The 17,689-nt window shown below is 40.0% G+C and carries 11 protein-coding genes; 8 read left to right on the forward strand and 3 right to left on the reverse strand.

Annotated elements, in window-relative coordinates:
- The first annotated feature begins 244 nt into the window (after positions 1-244).
- Positions 245-1,393 carry an MFS transporter gene (locus tag N3A72_09085; protein MCX7919738.1) on the forward strand — a complete coding sequence of 383 codons (1,149 nt, stop codon included), beginning with the start codon at positions 245-247 and terminating at the stop codon, positions 1,391-1,393.
- Positions 1,394-1,477: 84 nt separating this feature from the next.
- Here the strand turns inward: N3A72_09085 and N3A72_09090 are convergent, their stop codons facing one another.
- Together N3A72_09090 and N3A72_09095 are read right to left on the reverse strand one after the other, a co-directional pair.
- Positions 1,478-5,215, reverse strand: a complete 3,738-nt coding sequence (locus N3A72_09090) for a tetratricopeptide repeat protein (protein ID MCX7919739.1) — start codon at positions 5,213-5,215, stop codon at positions 1,478-1,480.
- Positions 5,216-5,306: 91 nt separating this feature from the next.
- On the reverse strand, positions 5,307-8,975 hold the full coding sequence (locus N3A72_09095) for an SPOR domain-containing protein (GenBank protein ID MCX7919740.1): 3,669 nt from the start codon (positions 8,973-8,975) through the stop codon (positions 5,307-5,309).
- A gap of 468 nt (positions 8,976-9,443) precedes the next feature.
- Here N3A72_09095 and N3A72_09100 point away from each other — a divergent pair, with 468 nt between their 5' ends.
- The 7 genes from N3A72_09100 to hisA all read left to right on the forward strand — a co-directional run bounded on the left by N3A72_09100 (position 9,444) and on the right by hisA (position 15,964).
- A complete protein-coding gene (locus N3A72_09100) occupies positions 9,444-9,998 on the forward strand; it encodes a BMC domain-containing protein (protein MCX7919741.1) in 555 nt (184 codons plus the stop codon).
- A 138-nt stretch (positions 9,999-10,136) separates the two neighbouring features.
- Positions 10,137-10,775, forward strand: a complete 639-nt coding sequence (locus N3A72_09105) for a LysE family translocator (GenBank protein MCX7919742.1) — start codon at positions 10,137-10,139, stop codon at positions 10,773-10,775.
- A 59-nt stretch (positions 10,776-10,834) separates the two neighbouring features.
- Positions 10,835-12,226: a hypothetical protein gene (locus N3A72_09110; GenBank protein MCX7919743.1), complete on the forward strand. Its 1,392-nt coding sequence runs from the start codon at positions 10,835-10,837 to the stop codon at positions 12,224-12,226.
- A 138-nt stretch (positions 12,227-12,364) separates the two neighbouring features.
- Positions 12,365-13,219 carry an endonuclease/exonuclease/phosphatase family protein gene (locus N3A72_09115; protein ID MCX7919744.1) on the forward strand — a complete coding sequence of 285 codons (855 nt, stop codon included), beginning with the start codon at positions 12,365-12,367 and terminating at the stop codon, positions 13,217-13,219.
- Positions 13,220-13,463: 244 nt separating this feature from the next.
- On the forward strand, positions 13,464-14,522 hold the full coding sequence (locus N3A72_09120; GenBank protein ID MCX7919745.1) for a hypothetical protein: 1,059 nt from the start codon (positions 13,464-13,466) through the stop codon (positions 14,520-14,522).
- 20 nt (positions 14,523-14,542) lie between these two features.
- On the forward strand, positions 14,543-15,148 hold the full coding sequence (hisH, locus tag N3A72_09125; protein MCX7919746.1) for an imidazole glycerol phosphate synthase subunit HisH: 606 nt from the start codon (positions 14,543-14,545) through the stop codon (positions 15,146-15,148).
- Positions 15,149-15,241: 93 nt separating this feature from the next.
- A complete protein-coding gene (hisA, locus tag N3A72_09130; GenBank protein ID MCX7919747.1) occupies positions 15,242-15,964 on the forward strand; it encodes a 1-(5-phosphoribosyl)-5-[(5-phosphoribosylamino)methylideneamino]imidazole-4-carboxamide isomerase in 723 nt (240 codons plus the stop codon).
- Positions 15,965-16,054: 90 nt separating this feature from the next.
- Here hisA and N3A72_09135 read toward each other — a convergent pair whose 3' ends face one another.
- Positions 16,055-17,614 (reverse strand): helicase-associated domain-containing protein, encoded by a 1,560-nt coding sequence (locus N3A72_09135; protein MCX7919748.1) that lies wholly within the window; start codon positions 17,612-17,614, stop codon positions 16,055-16,057.
- Positions 17,615-17,689: the final 75 nt, after the last annotated feature.

Below are 17,689 nucleotides of genomic sequence, written 5' to 3' on the forward strand. Positions count from 1 at the left end.
TCTTTCACACATTCGCTAGTCCGATTTGGTTTTTATTCATTCCGATAATATCAACTAAAAATATAAATTTACCTTTTAATGACTCAATACAAGATGAAACAATTGCGCTTAATCTCAGAGTGTCAAAGAGATTTTGCTGGGATACCCTTCCGGACGTATAACTAAAGGAACTCTTCGTTAACCTAGCTGAAGTTCCCTCGCCCGCAAGGTAGAACTATAAATGATATAATATATACTCAAATCTATGAATCCGAATCTTCAAATTATATTGATTGTTTCAATTCTTTTTGGGTTAGCGACGGGTATCTATGACCTAGCGTTACCCTATTATCTTCACGAGCAAAATATCTCATTTCAAAATATGGGTATAATTTTCGCTATTGCCGCGTTAGGGATATTTTTCGTGCGCATATACATAGGACATTTATCTGATATTTCCGGTCGGAAAATATATTATGCCCTTGCATTATGCGGAAACGCGTTTGCAAACCTGATTACTCCGCTAACCGCAAATGTCGCTATCCAATCTTTCTTAAAAACTGTGCGGGAAACTTCAGTGATGATCAAAGAATCGCTGCAATCCGTTCTAGTCTATGAACACGATAAAAAACGGTTCACTGACTGGATAGGGAAAACCCGCGGGATGGAATATTTCACTGAAGGGCTTGGAACAATTCTGGTTGCTGGGTTTCTTTTATTTACAGGATATCGCGGGTCTTTGGTTATAGCTGGTGGATTGCTGGTTATCGCATTTCTGATATTCGTATTGCGGTTCCACGAGCCAGAAAAAGTCGAATTTATGGAATCATTCATTCCACCGCATCCGCGTATGTATGATTTTTTCAATCTCCCGCGCGAATTGAAAATCATTGCGGTTGCCGGGTTCATCTGTGGAATTGGAACCAGCGCTAGTCATTGTTTCGTTATGCCACTATTTTTCGCGAAGAAATTCGATGCGAGCCCGCAAATTGTTGCGGTTATACTTGCGTTACACCGGGTGGTTCTTGCTCTGCCGATGATTTTTGTAAGTAAATTTCTTACCAAAAATCTTAAATGGATTTATATCTGGTTTCTCGCAATTCAAAGTATCTCGATTTCTGCGACTGCTTTAATTCCAGCACCTTATTTATGGACTGCAGTCGGGGTCTGGTTCATCCACGATTTAGTTGGCGGGGGTATCTGGGCTCCGGCTTATTATGCGCTCATCCAACAAAACTCCCGAACGGAAACTCGTGCATTAGATACAAGCAAAGTTATGGCAATTAATCAGCTCGGCTGGGTGGTTGGACCCCTTTTAGCAGGATGGTTATTCTCCATTTCGTATAGCTATCCATTTTTCTTTGGTGGGCTGATTAGTTTAAGTTCAGTGTTTATCCTGCTGAAATTGAAATAGTTAGGAGGAAATTCAACAAATCCGAATTCGTGAGCTTGATCTCTTTTGTACGTTTAGTGACATGATAGCAATGAATTGTTTTGATTACCCTAATTTGCGCAGTTGTTTGGTTGCAGTGCGGTTATTCGGTTCAAGTTGCAGGACTTTTTCGTAATATTCTTTTGCGGTTTGTGTTTCACCTTTTTTAACGTACAGGTCTGCGATCGCAAGATAATCATCGACTAGCTCTAATTCTAAACCTTCTTGCAGATGTGTATCGATTAGTCCTAGGTAGAGTGCAACATTTTCTGGATCGAGTTTTATCGCTGCTCGATACGCGTTGACCGCATCAGTTGGCTTGCCTTGTTGTGCATAGAGTTTCGCCAGTTCCTGATATTGTGCTACCGCTTCAGTATTTTTTTTCGTATTTAACAATAAATCAATAAACTCTTTCCGGAGTGCAACATTTTCCGGGTCGAACTTTATCGCTTCCTGATATGCGGTAATCGCTTCCGGAATCGCTTTCCGTTTATAGAAAATCGTACCTAGCGCTTGTGAATATTTAACCGCATCCGATTTCCGTCCTTGCATTAAAGCGATTTTTATTAAATTTGAATGACTTTCTACATTTTCTGGTTCAAGCTCGAGAATGGTTTCATAAATTTCTTTCGCCTTATTAATTTTATCTTTTTCAAAATAGGTTTTTGCGAGTTTCTGATAAATTTCTATAGCACTCGATTTCTTTTTCGTGGTTTTATGCAGATTCGCTACTGTTTCCAACAGCATGGTGTTTTCCGGGTCTAGCGCAATCGCGCGCTGATATATCGCAATCGATTTATCGGTATCTCCTGATTGCAGATATGCCTGCGCGATTGCCATATATTGTGCGATTGCTTCTGAATACGCTCCCCGCCGTTCATACATTTCCGCAATTACTACTCGAATTTGCAGATTATTCGGGTCAATATTCAGCATCGTTAAAAAAATCCGAATTGCATCATCAAACTTATTCTGTTGCGCAAATAACGTCGCAAGTGCATCGTATTCAAGTAACGCTTCATGAATCATTCCCGATTTCAGATAAAACTGACCGAGTTTCTCACGCCGTTCTGGGTTTTCTGGATCAAGGGAAACAATGGTTCGCAAAATCTCACCAATTTTTTCAGTTTCCCCTTGTTTAGTGTAAATATTCGCGAGTTGCGTATATAAATTGATTGCAGAATTAATCTGCTGGGTTTCTGTATATAATTGAGCGAGATTAGTAATGATTTCGGTATTTTCGGGAAATAGTTTCAATTGTTGTTCATAAGCTGCAATAGCATTGGGTAAGTCTTGTGCTGAACGATATTGTTCTGCGATAATGTGCAAGTGGTTCCCCGCTTCCTGGTAATTTTTCGTATTCAGATATGCAGCAACCAATTTTTTCCGCGTTTCTAAATGATTCGGCTCAATCTGGAGAATATGCTGTAATTCATCTATCGCAGAATCCAACTTCTTCTGAGCAAGTAAAACATCAACTAATTTTAGTAGGATTTGCAGGGCGGTATCTTTCCTGCCGGTTTTCTGGTAGGTATCTGCAAGCAGACGATAAACCGATTCTTCATCTGGGGCTAGGCTTACTATCTGTTCAGCAAGGGCTTCTGCTTCTGAGAAAAGGTTCTTCTGCAGATATATTTTGGCTAATTGGAGCATATGACTTACGCGTTGTTTCACTGGCATCAAGGTTGGATAGTTACCAGCATGGGTAGCTTCCAGTTTAACTAAGGTCTCTGCAGTCGTTAAGTCGTTCGGGTCAAGTTTAAGGATGTATTCGTAGGTTTCAATTGCGCGTTTGAAATCCCGTTTTTGTTCGAAAATGCCGCCTAATTGCGTATAGATTTTTTTCGCTTCAGATATTGCGCGTAATTCCGTGAGCAACTCTGCTAAACTCAAAAGAACCTCCGGTTTATTCGGGGTGATTTCTAACTCCCGACGATACATATTCGCTGCTTTATTGATATCTTTAATATCAACATACGCTTGGGCTAACTTATCGTAGATGGCGGCTACTTCCGTCAGTTTATTCTGGCTCTGATAACATTCTAATAGTAAACTTAAGGTTGGAATATGTTTGGGTTCGTCCGCTAAAATCTCCTGCGCTAATGCAATCGCTTTTGCTATTTCATTTTTCTTCTGATATATTTGTGCGAGTGCGAGTTTCATCTCGCGAATTTTATCCGGTTGTTTGAGTTGCGTATATATGGTAATCAGTTTTTCACGGACGCCAATATGATCCGAATCAATCGCAATAATCTGATTGTATTTTTCAATCGCTTGATTAAACTCGCGTTTTGCTTCTAGCAGTGTTCCCATTTCTAGATATTCCTGAATTGCTTCTTTATACTTTTCCAACTTCTGATATAATTCCGCTAGTGCGGTATGGATAGCAATATCATCAGGCGATAATTTTAACATCGCTTGATAAATCTCTACAGCAGAAGTTGGTTCATTCTCAGCAAGATAGAGATTAACTAATTGCTGATACTGTTCAAATGCCAACTCTTTTTTCCCAAGTTTGATATAGACATCAATCAGTTTATATCGCAGGTCAGTATCTTGCGGGACCAATGCAATTTGTCGCTGATATATTCCTGCAACTTTATCCAGTTCATTTTTCTGCAGATATTGTTCTGCAAGATATTCCATTAGCGGAGCAGCATCGTGAATTTGGTTGGTTGCAAGTAGCAATTCGATACGCTGTTCGACGAGCGATAAATTTTCTGGGTCAGCAAGAAACGCTTGGTTTAATACCTGCAATGCTTCAGCAATTTTATTCTGTTTTGCAAACCGGTCAGCTAATTGCTGTAATATGCCAACCGCTTTTTGGGTTTGGTCAGTCGCTATATAAGCTTCAGCCAACTGTTTCTGCCACTTAATCTCGGTCGGCGCTAATTCCGTTAACCGAGTTAGAACCTTAATGGTTTCCTCAAAATTCGCTTGATATTGATATTGGGTAAGCAGTTTTTCTAACACGTGAATTGCTTGGTCAGTCTGCCCAACCTGGGCATATAATTCTGCTCCCTGGAGCTTATATTCCGTTAGATCCGGATATAAATCAATTAATTTCTCAATGATTTGGAGTGCCGATTGATATTCTTTCTGCTCAATGTATACCGGAAGAATTTTTTTCCACAACTCGGTTGCTTTTTCCGTTTGTTTTTCATCGAGATAAAGTTCAGCGAGTAATTCGTTCCCGAGCAGGTGGGTTGGGTTCCATTCGATTAACTGCGTAAGGAAAACCATCGCTTGTTTTCGGTTCTTTTTCTCATCGGCTAATTTTGCCGCATAAAACGCTCGTTCAACCGCAATGTCAATCAGCCCGGTTTCTTTATATAGATCAAGAATCCGCTGCCATAACGACCAGTTTGTCGGCGCAAAATCAAGTAATGCTTGAAATTCTTGAATCGCTGTTTCCCGTTTACCTGCACTGACTAATGACTCTGCTCTCGCGATCGCATCAGCAATAAGTTCATCCGTTGCGGGAAGTTGTCCTTCTATTTTCAACTCTTTTGCCCAGAAAAGTATAGCGGTCGCTAACGGTTGTTTTGTTGAAAAGCAGTATAAATCGAGCAGCGTTCCACCTTTATTTCCTGGACAGAGTGTATACGCACATTTAAATCGCAACTGGTCTTTATAAATACTGAGAGAACGAAATATACTTTCTTTATGAATCGGACAAAAACATTTTATCGTCTGTCCTTCAATATTGCATGTGGCAAGATTAACCCCGATCTTCTCGATAACCAATTCAGCCGTTAATTTGTTATTTACTTTATCAATAACTTCTTGCGGGATAACAGCCATAGACTTTTGCCGGTACAAAGTATAAAGTGCGTAATACTAATACTATATATTTCATGCTTTCTACTATGCACCGAATTAGAGAATATTATGGTTAACTAGAAATTTTTATGTTATCCAAATATAATACCGCTACTGTAGCAGGATTATCACGAATCGAAATCGTGTTTAATGCCTCTGGAGTTCCTGGAACCCGAGCTGCAGTAACTACCTTATTTCCATCTACATATCCATTAACTACCGCATTGGTTAAATCAACCTCATACTTAATATGAACCCATTTCCCTAACTGATACGGCACTGATTCGCCTTGGAGCCGCAAACTAGCTTGGGTTCCATCTTCCGGAGTATGGATAACCGTATGTACTGCTTTCCGGAAGTCTTCGTCCGCTTCAAGATATACACCTAAAAAATATTTATTTTTCTTTTCACAACATAAATCGAATTCAATGGTAAATTTCCCGGTCGCATTCGGGAACCGACAGCGATAATGCGTTGACCCGCTTCCTTCCTTCTTTTCAAATTTTAATGCGTTTCCAGTATCATTTGCACGAACTGAGTTTTGTACCTGAATCGTTGCATAAGCAAACTCGCCGTTCCACCCAGCGGGTCGCATACCAGATGATTCGCTATCAAAATCTTGTTCGAAAATTACGCCAGGAGCCGTTGGTGCACTAACCGAAGTAATCGGAGCGGTGACTTCCGATGGTGCTACAACCGGTTCTGTCGGTGGTACAGGAGTAGGTGTCGGTGGTGGAGTAGGTGGTGGTGGAGCTGTCGAAGTAGGTTCGGGTGCTGGAGGTGTTTTCTTTTGCCGTTCTTTTTCCGCTTCCTGTTGAGTTTTCAGCGATTTGCGAGCGAACTCTGCTTTCCGTTTCGGGTCAGGGTTGTTCGGATCAATCTGGCTTGCTTGTAAAAATGAGGCGATTGCATCTTCAAATTTTCCTTGCTCCAGTTCATCCAGTCCTTTCTGGTACCACTTTTCATATTCCTGCTGTTTAGCAGCTGCTTTTTCTCGTTCTTCACGTTCTTTAGCTTCTCGTTCTGCAGCTAATTTCGCTTCCAGTTCTCGTTTCTTCTTTCCGCCAAATAACGAAAATCCTTTCTTCTTTTCCGCAACAGTGGGTTTTGTCGGCGCTGGTGTCACTTTGGCTGGTTCAGGAGCAGATTCCGAGACTACTGCCGCTTTAACTTTAACTGGTTTCGGTTTCCGTTCCCGGGATAGTATACTTTTCATTATTGTTGGAACAATAAAAATTAAGCCAGCTATTATTAAAATACCCGCACCTATATATATAATCCAATTCCAGAGTTTGCTCTTTTTTGCCTGTTCGATTTCTTTTATTTTTAATTCCGCGTTTGCAATAGCTTCTTTTGCTTCGATATGGTTTGGATCTTCGCGTAAAATTTGTTGCCATTGTTCAATCGCTTGATTAATGATATCAATATCACTCTGCGCAGCACCGGATGCGTAAAGGTTACGCGCTTCTTTATATTTTTTATCCAATTCTGCAGTTTTATCCGCTTTAGCTTTCAATTCTTCTTTTTTAGTATCCGGTAATGGTGCTAGACGTTCTTTCGCTAAAGCGATGTAGAGTGTCGCGCGTGGATCACGGGGATCAATTCTTAAAACCTGATTCCAAGTTTCGACTGCTGCTAAATAATTGGCTTGCTCCCATAAATTCATCGCTTTTGCATTTAATGCATCTACCTCTTTTCGTTTCGCTTCTTCTTCAGCAATTCGTCGTTTCTGTTCTTCGAGCACCAACCGTGATTCTTCGCTTAATTTTTCGTGCGCTTCTTGCAATCGCTGAATTGCTTTCGTATTATCCGCCTGAAGTTGCAACAATCGTTCTAATTGGAGAATCGCTTGGTCATATTGTTTTTTTGCAAATAACTCTTCTGCACGGTCTGCAATTGCGGTAAGTTCCCGTTTCTTTTGTTCTTCTTGCTCAGGAGTTAATGCTATCTGCGGTCGAACTTCACCGGCACGAACTATCCGTAAATCAGTATATCCTTCAGCTTTCAATTTTGGGATTAATCCAGCAGCTTCTGTTTCTGAATTAAATGCACCTATGAGCAGGTTATATAGTGGTTCTTCAGCTTCAACAAAAACAGGCCAAAATCCTTTCGCTTCAAGTTTTGCTTTTTGTAATAACGCTTCTTTCTGGTCAGGAAACGATGCAATGAATACTCGGTATACGATTTTGGTTACCGCTGGCGGTGGTGCGCCACCAGCACCACCAGCGAAAATCCAGAAATCACCGGTTAATCCCGGGAACACCAATCCACGTTGCGGATCTTTCAACGCGGCAACAATCCGTTGCGCTGTCGTTATACTCGGAAAAGGACCAAGACGTACTTTCTGATAATTCTGTTCCTGATTAATAACGACATTAGTAAATCCGAGTTTCTCGATTGCTTTCTTAACCGCTTGCGCATTTGATTCAACTCGATACGCACCTATCTGAATCCAGTAATTCCCAACACCAATAGGTGTTCCTGGCGGTTGAGCTGCGGTAACCCCAGTTATCGGGACTGATTTAATTGCTTTTAGGTTACTATCCATAATCCAGCATCCACTAAAATCCGGTGAAACGAGCCGAGCATTAATATCATTCGCTAGATTAACCGCATCGTCAATCGTATTGAAATTACCGACCTGAACGCGATAATACTGTCCATCAAACACAATATTAATTCCACTATAACCTAGCGAAGCTAATTGCGATTTTATTCCATTCGCTTTACTTTCGGAAGAAAATGCGGCAATTTGCACCCGATATGTTACCGGTGCCGCAGATGAAGTTGCAGTAATGCCCGTAGACCATTTCTGGAGAGGAGCATTAGTGAACTGCGCGATGTATAATGTTGTTCCGTCAGGAGTAATAGCTATCCCACGCGGAGAACGAAATCCGGGAGTACCGCCGACAATATCCGTTTCAAAAATACCAGTTGATGAGAAAACTTTAATTCGATCAGCGCCGGTTTCTGCGATATAAATTCTCCCTTCTTTATCCAGCTCAACAGCTCCCGGTCGAGATAAATTTGAAGCCACTGTTCCAACAAGTTGATATTGAACGCGATTACCCGAAATTTTGCCAGCGAATTTTAATACTTCCCCGGGGTTTTCAGCGGTAATATAGACCGTTGCGCCGTCTGGAGTAACCGTGATACCGCGAAACATTGACCGACTACCAACGATAGTAACTGGACTCCCTTCTAGTTCGTTTCCATCAGCATCTAGAACATGAAATGCGTTACCGGTTTTTTCAGCGATAAAAATATGTCCGGAATCGGATATAGCTATATCGCCGAGTGAATATTTTAAGGTTATCCCTGGTAATGCTGTTCCGAAGGCATTATATTTATAAATTCGTTTCGGGCTGATCATTGCATCGTCAGAAATATAAATTATTCCTTGTTTATCAATGGCAATTCCGGATGGATTTTCGAGTTTAACCGCATTACCTAAATGGTCGAGTCCAGAATTGATTGGTGAAAAGCTCGCTTCTTGTCCATCGGGCATATATATTCGTATTTCATGGTCGGAATATGCGGCAACCCAAACTTTTCCATCAGGTGCGACCGTAACAAACTGAGCACCGTTCATATTTCTACCGAAATTCGATTCGAATTGGAATGCTGGAAAACCCAAAATAGCAAAGATAACGCAGCCGAACAATGTTATTGAAATCGTACGTAACAGCCGTAGTCTTGATAAGTTACGAGCGGAAATGTTTAGCATTAAATGAAATCGCATAAAAAATTTCTCCTAAAAAATGAATTTGTCGATAAAATATAACACTTTATCTTACTCAAAAGTCAGTCATTCGTCAAGTGTTTAGTGATAGATTGATTAGATTTAATGAAATTCACGATAGATTTCGTGGGGACGAAGGAGATTAACCTAAAGATAGACCACAGCGGCGTTAGGGCGGAGAAGAAATATCATGCCATTCGGGACTAACGGTCTACGGTTATCTATCACAATCCAGTCATAAATATCTAGGTTAGTATCAATCATCTGAATCAACGGATATTAACAAGAAGGAATTGTGCAATACTAATTTCCAACGGTGCTGAGCACACGGTTGGTAACCATTTAGAGTTAAAAATTCTTTTCAGGCTAATGTTTGATTGATTTTGAATTAGGCAAAAATATATTTATCTTTAGTTGATATCTATGGTACAATTCATAGTTAAACCTAACGTCTTTTATTTAGATTTTATGCATAAATCTATCGGGTTATTAGAGTTTAGAAGTATTGCGAAAGGAATCGAATCTGCTGATGCGATGGTTAAAACCGCTCCGGTAGATTTGATTATTGCAGGAACATTATGTCCTGGGAAATATATTGCTGTCGTGAGCGGAGAAGTGGCGGCGGTAGAATCAGCGGTTCGTGCTGGAGCTGCGCTTGGTCGGGAAGAGTTAGTTGATGAATTAGTTATTGCCAATGTTCATCCGGATATATTTCCGGCATTAACCGCAAGTACTGATATTAACCTAAATGAGATCCAGTCGGTTGGGATTATTGAAACATTTTCAATAGCCGCTTCCGTTGCTGCAGCAGATTTAGCGGCGAAAGCCGCAAATGTAAAATTGATTGAAGTCCGACTCGCGCGCGGACTTGGCGGGAAATCGTTTGTCTGCTTAGCCGGGACGGTTGCTGAAGTTCGAGCAGCGGTTGAAGCTGGTTCCCAGTATGCGAAAGATCAAGGGTTATTAGTCAGTTCAGTGGTAATCCCATCCGCACACCCTTCCTTACTAGAAAAACTATTATAAATTAAAGACGTTCTGGCAAGTTAGCTAACAATAATTAACTCCAACCAACCATAAAATATAACTATGATTTTTGTATAAAAGTGGTTGTTTTTGCGAGAAATATAGAATTTAGATTTAGGTTTTGGAGTTTTTGAGAGTATGTCTGATTTACTCTTGATATTTTTTGGTTCTTTTATCATTGGGTTGTCCGGAGCGATGATGCCAGGTCCGATGTTTACCGTAACGATAAGTCACGCTGCGAAACAGGGAGTTATTGCTGGACCGTTAGTCGTTCTCGGTCATGCGATTTTAGAATCCGCGTTAGTTTTAGCAGTTGGCTTTGGATTAGGAAAATTATTGCTTATTAAAAGTGTTACTGCAGTTATCGGAATTTTCGGCGGCGCAATTCTACTCTGGATGGGATTTGGAATGATTCGAAACGTGAAATCGCTTACGTTGTCTTTTTCGATCAGTCAACCGAAGAATACTTCCCGGTCAATTATTGACGGAATTATCACAAGTCTCGCAAATCCATATTGGTTCATTTGGTGGGCGAGTATCGGATTAGCATTAATCCTGAAAGCATGGGACATTGGGATGCTTGGTTTGATATTTTTCTTTTTCGGTCATATAGCATCCGATTTTGCCTGGTATACCGCAGTATCAACAGCGGTTGCGGCGGGAAAGAAAATTATGAATGACATAGCATACCGTGTAATGATAGGTATTTGCGGGATAATACTTATCGGATTTGGATTCTATTTTGGTTTCGATGGATTAAAGAAAATAATTCTCTAATGCAAAAAACATTTAGTATTATAGTAATTTTATTACTTTTTATATCAGAAGTTACTACTATGGGTCAATCGAATAATATTTTAGTTGTTGCAACAAATCAAAATATATATCATTGGAAAGCGGTTAATGTAGTTACGCGAGAATATCCGATAAACCTTGATGCGAGCGGATATAGAGCCATATATCTAGAGATGGATCAACCTGAAACAATACAGCTTGTTGATTTCGATAACGAAATCTGGGAATATCAAAAAACAGATTTAGAACCGCAGAAATCAGTCATAATACCATTTACTGCATTTAAGCTGATAGGGAATGTAAAGAATAAACATCTAGATACTTCTGACTTGAAATCAATCCGAATTATTAAGCCAGATCAAGTATATAGTCCTGTAATCATAAAAAAGCTCGGGTTTACTGATTCATTAGGAATATTCGGACCAACGATTAGTATCGACCCGTTATTCGAATTTTATAAACCTAAGTCTTGGCATGAATGGGCGAAAGACATCAAATCATTTGGATTTACTGCGGTTCGGCTAGTTATCGTTACCGATATCCCGATTGCTACTCAGCTGGAAATTGTTACTGCATTCCATCAGGAAGGACTGGGATGTGTTCTTCAGATATTCCCAACCACTGATTTCGCTGCATATGAACAACATCCAGAATGGCGACAACGGCTATTAAGTGGTGGGAGTAAATATGATTGGCGGGTATATTTGTGTCCGAATCATTCGGAATTTGTTAAGTTTATGTGCGCTCGAATTGAACGAACACTTCGTCGGGTTCCATATGACGGGATTCAATTAGCGGAACCGTGGTTTGAAGTCTGGGGCGGACCGTATGAAGATAATCCAGCGAAAGGCGGTTATGCTTGTTTATGCGATAGTTGTGTGAAAGAATTCAGGAGATTTACCGGAGTAAATCCGCGCGATATGTTCGATGAAAAGAATAAATATTATTTTACAAAACCAGACAATAGGAACCTTTATGAACAATGGATTGAGTTTCGGATAGATACCATCACTGCATTTTCAAAAAAGTTGTTTGATACGGCAAAACAAGCTCGACCGGGGATTAAAACGTTCGGGATGTATTTATCCGATTGTCGAATTAAACTTGATGCGGTTCGAGAATATCAAGCGCAGGATTTGGAAAAGATTATTGATGTTGTTCAACCGGATGCGATAACCATACAAGATGCTTGGCAGGACTGGACGCAACCGGATTTAAAACCGGATTTTATTTTAGCGTATGCAAACGCGTACGTTTCCCGAATTCGGAACCGAGCGAAATATCCGATTATAATTCAAACGCATGCGGATATGGGTTCCCGGAAGGAAACGAAACGGGATTATCAATGGCTGCGACAATTTTCGGCGTATTCTAGACTTGGTGGATTCGATGCCCCAAGCTATTATGAGTATAGTGTAGCTAATCTTAAATAAAACTCTACTTTCCAAAATATACCCCGTATAGATGCAGGGTTTCAAAAGCATATGAAATCCACGACGATGTTTATGATATCAGTAGTATCAGGGTTGAATTTCCTACCAAATTCATCATTTGCGAACGAGGAGAAGAACATGAAGCAGTTAACTTTGATGAGTTATAACATTCATATCTGCGTTCCAGATGGTTATCGGTTCGGTGAATATATTCCGACGCGAGAAGATGTTAAGAAAGTAGCGGAAACGATTCTATCTGCAACTCCGGATATCGTTGCTCTACAGGAGGTAGATAATCAGTTCGGCTCCCCGACAAATTCAAGAACTAATTATTTGAATCTAGCCAAAGAATTGGCTGGATTTACCGGATACTATTATGCGTTCGGTTCAACGATAGATGCTGATCCGCTCGCTATCGGAAGTAGCGCCGGATATATCGAATGGGGGAACGCGAAACGAACAACAACAAACGGGAATCCGCATGGAGAATATGGAAATGCGATGCTAAGCCGATATCCGATCAAACAGGTGCGGAATTTCGATTTGCCAAACCAACTAGGATATGAGAATCGAGCGTGTTTAAATGCACGGATTAAAATCGGAAAACAGCTATTTTCGATTTATGTTACGCATCTACAGCATAATAGCGCTCTTGACCGAGTAAACCAGATTCAAATGATTATGAAAATTATGCAACAGGATAGAACGAACAGTATCAAAATTCTGCTGGGAGATATGAATTACGACCCGGATAAAGCGAAACGCGATGGAACCTATCAAGAAGAATTTGATGTTATTAAACCTATACTCGCAGCAGGATATATTGATTCTGCGGCATCAGTCGGGAATCCAGCGTTAACGTTTTCGGCGCGAAATCTTTTTGAACGAATAGATTATATTTTTGTGCCTAAAGAAGTTAAGGTTATTAAATCGTTTACTATCCCATCAACTACATCTGACCATATTCCATTAGTTACCGTAATTAGCTATTAATCAATATATAAATGAATATATAGTTATGTTGCGATTCAAGTTGCTTGGGTTGAAAATTAAAAACCCTGTATTTGTGATTTAATAGTGGAGTGTCTACGAACGAGATATTATCTCGTTCGTAGTTACGCCAGTACAAATTCGTTCTCATTAAATGCATAGTAACCATGCAAAATCAACAAAAATTAATAAAAGTAACCCGATGTATTTTATAATAATATGGTTAATCTTTTTTGGGCTAATTTTTATGTCGGGTAGGGGTTTTGGGGAAATGCTGTTGCCAATGAAAGCCATTTATGGATTAAAATCTGATTTAAGTCAATTTCTAGGGTTAACACCGGAACAAGTCGCCGACCAATTAAAATCTTGGGGGATAACCGCAGTTTTTGGCGGATATGAAAATCAGGAGTTAGTTGCCGCATTGCATAAACAAAGAATTTCGGTTTATGCAGAAATAGCGATTTTCGCCGGAGAAAAATATTGGAAATCACATCCAGAGTCAAGACCGATTACTGATAAAGGGATTCCGCTAGAAAAAGACCAATGGTATGCCGGAGTATGTCCGAATCAAGATTGGTTGCGAGAAGAAAAGTTGAACCAGATAAGAACGTTGTGTAGGAATTATCAGGTTGATGGTATCTGGTTGGATTTTATTCGATATCCGTGTCATTGGGAAGTGAAACAGCCGCGGTTCGACCGAACTTGTTTTTGTCGGGTATGTTTAAACAAATTTCAGAAAGAAACAGGGATTCGAATTCCGAATCATTTAACTTCCGTAGTTGATACGGCAAAATGGTTGGTGACCGTTAAAAAAGATGAATGGAATAAATGGCGATGTCAACAGATAACCAGTTTCGTTCAGCAAGCACGAAAGGTAATTAAGCAGGAAAACCCGCAAATCGTAGTGGGAATGTTCGGTGTTCCCTGGCGAGAACAGGAGGTTGATTTCAACTATGCAATTATTGAATATATCGCACAGGATTACCGCGCGTTAGCAAAAGAGATCGATATCTTTTCGCCTATGGTATATCATAAAATGTGCGGGCACGAAATCGGTTGGATAACCGATATCACTAAATATTTAGCTGATTTAACGAATCGACCGGTAGTTCCGATAGTACAAGCGTGTAGTATTCCTGAAACAATAGATAATATGGAATTTAGTAAGGTATTAACAGCAGGGTTAGCGGAGCCATCTTCCGGCGTAATTATCTTTACTTTAGATTATTTAAACAAGGAAAATAAAATCGAAACGATGAAATCAATTCTCAATCCAAAGTCCGAAGTTCGGAGTCATAAACTGTAAAACGTAGGGGTTTGGTATGTATGATAGCAATTATAGACTATGGTATGGGTAATTTGCAGAGTGTGCAGAAAGCGTTTCTAAAACTCGGGTTTTCTGCAGAGATTATTTCTGATGCGAATAAGTTGAACAATGTTTCGCATATCGTGCTTCCTGGAGTTGGTGCATTTAAAGATGCGATGTATGGATTGAACCAAACGGGGTTTATCGAGCCGCTCATGCAATCAATCCAAACTGGGAAACCGTTGCTTGGAATTTGTTTAGGTCTACAACTTCTATTTACCGAGAGTAGTGAAGGCGGACGATATCAAGGATTAAATCTTATTCCTGGTCGGGTTGATCGATTCCCAGATTCGGTCAAAGTACCGCAAATCGGTTGGAATCAAATTAAACAAACGAAACCCAATAATCCCTTATTGCAGGGTGTCCCGGATAATGCATATGTCTATTTTGTGCATTCCTATTATGTTATTCCGGAGGACAATACAGTTATCGCAACCACCACAGAGTATGGGATAGCATTTACGTCCATGATTTGGAAAGATAACATTTTTGCGACCCAATTTCATCCGGAAAAAAGCCAGAAAATCGGGTTGCAAATTCTCGCGAATTTCGCTACACTTAAATAAACGATGATACCTGCGGATTTATGCGGGTTCAAATAGATATGTTGTAGGTAGCTAATTGCCATCAACTTCAAACCGCTTAAATCATTGTAACCAATGCAAATTATTCCTGCGATAGATATCCTCGAGGGACAATGCGTCCGATTGCAACAAGGGGAATATTCCCGGAAAACCGTGTATTCCGATGACCCGGTATCGGTTGCGAAACGATGGGAATCCGCTGGGGCGAAATGGTTGCATATTGTCGATTTAGATGGCGCCAAAACCGGTTCTTTGAAAAATTTAGATACCGTTGTTCGCATTGTTAACGCTGTAACTATTCCGGTTGAACTCGGAGGCGGGATCCGCGATTTAGCTAGTATTAAACAAGTATTATCGTTAGGAATTCAGCGCGTCGTGTTAGGGACAATAGCGTATTCTTATGCGGCAATGGTGGAAGAAGCATGTAATCGATTTGGTGAGAAAATTGCGGTTGGAATTGATGCGCGGCACGGTCGTGTGATGATTAAAGGATGGCTTGAGAAAACCGATATACCGGCACTGGATTTAGCGAAACGAATGGAAAACAGCGGGGTTAAAACCATAATTTATACGGATATTAGTAAAGATGGTATGCTGGAAGGTCCAAATTTAGCTGCAATAAAACATATTGCGTGTAATGTTGGAATATCAGTTATTGCATCCGGCGGGATTGCTACTATTAATGATATTCAAAATCTCAAACAACTCGGCTGTCCAAATCTTATCGGAGCCATCGTTGGTAAAGCGATTTATGACGGGCAGTTGGATTTACACCAGGCAATACTCGCCGCAGGATAACGGAAGTATGAATGGACGAAAGAATGCCGGAGGAAACATCAACAGTTTTTAGTTATTAATTTTTTTCCGTTTTTCCATTCATATCGGTAGTTAAAATTTTTGAATTTTTGCTTTCGGTAGATATCCTTCCTCTTTTAGCAGCTGAACCAATTTCTGATATTGTTTTCTATTAATAATTAAATCTTTTGGTGAAACTACACCAAGTATATATGGTTTAAATTTCACTGAGGATTGGATTTCTTTCGCTAAAAGTTCATTATCGCAACGAAGCAGGAATACCTCAGCGAAATAAATTTTTCCATATTGTTTTTCCCATTCTTCAAGAGTATACACTACATTTTGGGGTAGCGGTTTTTCTGAAAGTGATTGTAGAATTCGTAAAATCTTTTTTATGGTATATTCCGCTTCGAGTGCTCGGTGTACACTCCGTTTATTTAATCGCAAAGTTATATACCGGTCAACTTTAATCGGGTCAGCAAATAATTCTATTTCCCACCGAATCTGCAAAGGACAATTCGAATCAAGGAGTATTTCAAAGTTCGGCTGTAAAATTAGCGTGGGTTTATGTTCGCATATCGGCAGTTTCCCTTCAGGTAGAAGGAGATGTTTACCGAGCTCAGTGAGCGCAAGGAGCGATTCGTTGGATATTTTATGTTTTCCCAAGGCAATGAACCCAAGATGAAATAATCCAGGAAATAGATACGAGTTGATTTCTGCACGATAAGATTTTTCCCATTGCTGATCTGGCATTATTAATCGCGCGACCTCAAATAGAGAAGATATCGATATCCAAGTTGATACCGGCAATCCGGCGAGAATAGATAAAATGACACTTGATTCTGGTAAGGTTGAAAAGTGATTCTTAATCCAAGAAAAATATAGTGATTTTAACTGCTCGAGTTTTGTTAAGCTAAACCAATGAGATATCGATTGTTCATTAACTTGCCAGGTTAGATTATCCGAGATGATGAACTGCGCGCTCCGACAGAAATTTAGAATTAATTTCAATCGAGTTGGGTAATCGTCTTTAGGATAAGGAAGTTTATCGTTAACTTCAAACAGCCGTTCGATTTCCTGAATAGTCTTTTTAAACAAGCGCGTTTCCTTGGACAATACCGGCGGGGTTCGTCTTACATACGAAAGAAAACTGAACGTATCGCGCAGTATCGACCACGTTTGAACTAATTGCACTCCGTAAATTTCATTTTGTGGAACCGCGATTAAATGCGATTGTATATCGGCGGTTAAAATCGGGATTAATATTATCCGGATATCTTGAGGAATCAAATATCGTGGGATATGCTGCGATTTTGTTGAACCGGTATAAACGAGTCCATGAGCTATTAAAGGTTGAATGATTTGTTCTGGGGTTAATAGATTCGTTTGAACTCGTTCGAGTAGTCTCTGATGTAATTGTTGAACTGGTAATCCAGCGATGCCTCCGAGATAAACCATTAACCGGAGCGCTAGTTTTGTTTCTGCATTAAATCCAGCGATGAGTTCAGCGAGAATCTTCGGATTCCGTAATCGAATGGATATTTGCCGAATTAAATCTGATTTCGAGTTGAATTTTACCGTTGCACCGAGATACGATGCAATTGACTGTAAAAATTCTATCGGCGCTACCGTCAGGCAATCAATGAGATTCATAACTAATTAACAAAGTCGTTTCGATATATTCCCAAAATAATTAAAGTATTGTTTTTTCAATATTCGGTGATTAAA

This window comes from bacterium, from assembly GCA_026416715.1.
In the GTDB taxonomy this organism is placed as follows: Bacteria; UBP4; UBA4092; order JAOAEQ01; family JAOAEQ01; genus JAOAEQ01.

Coding starts and splice junctions, on each gene's coding strand:
- N3A72_09110 (MCX7919743.1), top strand. CDS start 10,835: ATGGGTCAATCGAATAATATTTTAGTTGTTGCAACAAATCAAAATATA.
- N3A72_09100 (MCX7919741.1), top strand. CDS start 9,444: ATGCATAAATCTATCGGGTTATTAGAGTTTAGAAGTATTGCGAAAGGA.
- N3A72_09095 (MCX7919740.1), bottom strand. CDS start 8,975: ATGCGATTTCATTTAATGCTAAACATTTCCGCTCGTAACTTATCAAGA.
- hisA (MCX7919747.1), top strand. CDS start 15,242: ATGCAAATTATTCCTGCGATAGATATCCTCGAGGGACAATGCGTCCGA.
- N3A72_09120 (MCX7919745.1), top strand. CDS start 13,464: ATGTCGGGTAGGGGTTTTGGGGAAATGCTGTTGCCAATGAAAGCCATT.
- N3A72_09090 (MCX7919739.1), bottom strand. CDS start 5,215: ATGGCTGTTATCCCGCAAGAAGTTATTGATAAAGTAAATAACAAATTA.
- N3A72_09085 (MCX7919738.1), top strand. CDS start 245: ATGAATCCGAATCTTCAAATTATATTGATTGTTTCAATTCTTTTTGGG.
- N3A72_09105 (MCX7919742.1), top strand. CDS start 10,137: ATGTCTGATTTACTCTTGATATTTTTTGGTTCTTTTATCATTGGGTTG.
- N3A72_09135 (MCX7919748.1), bottom strand. CDS start 17,614: ATGAATCTCATTGATTGCCTGACGGTAGCGCCGATAGAATTTTTACAG.
- N3A72_09115 (MCX7919744.1), top strand. CDS start 12,365: ATGAAGCAGTTAACTTTGATGAGTTATAACATTCATATCTGCGTTCCA.
- hisH (MCX7919746.1), top strand. CDS start 14,543: ATGATAGCAATTATAGACTATGGTATGGGTAATTTGCAGAGTGTGCAG.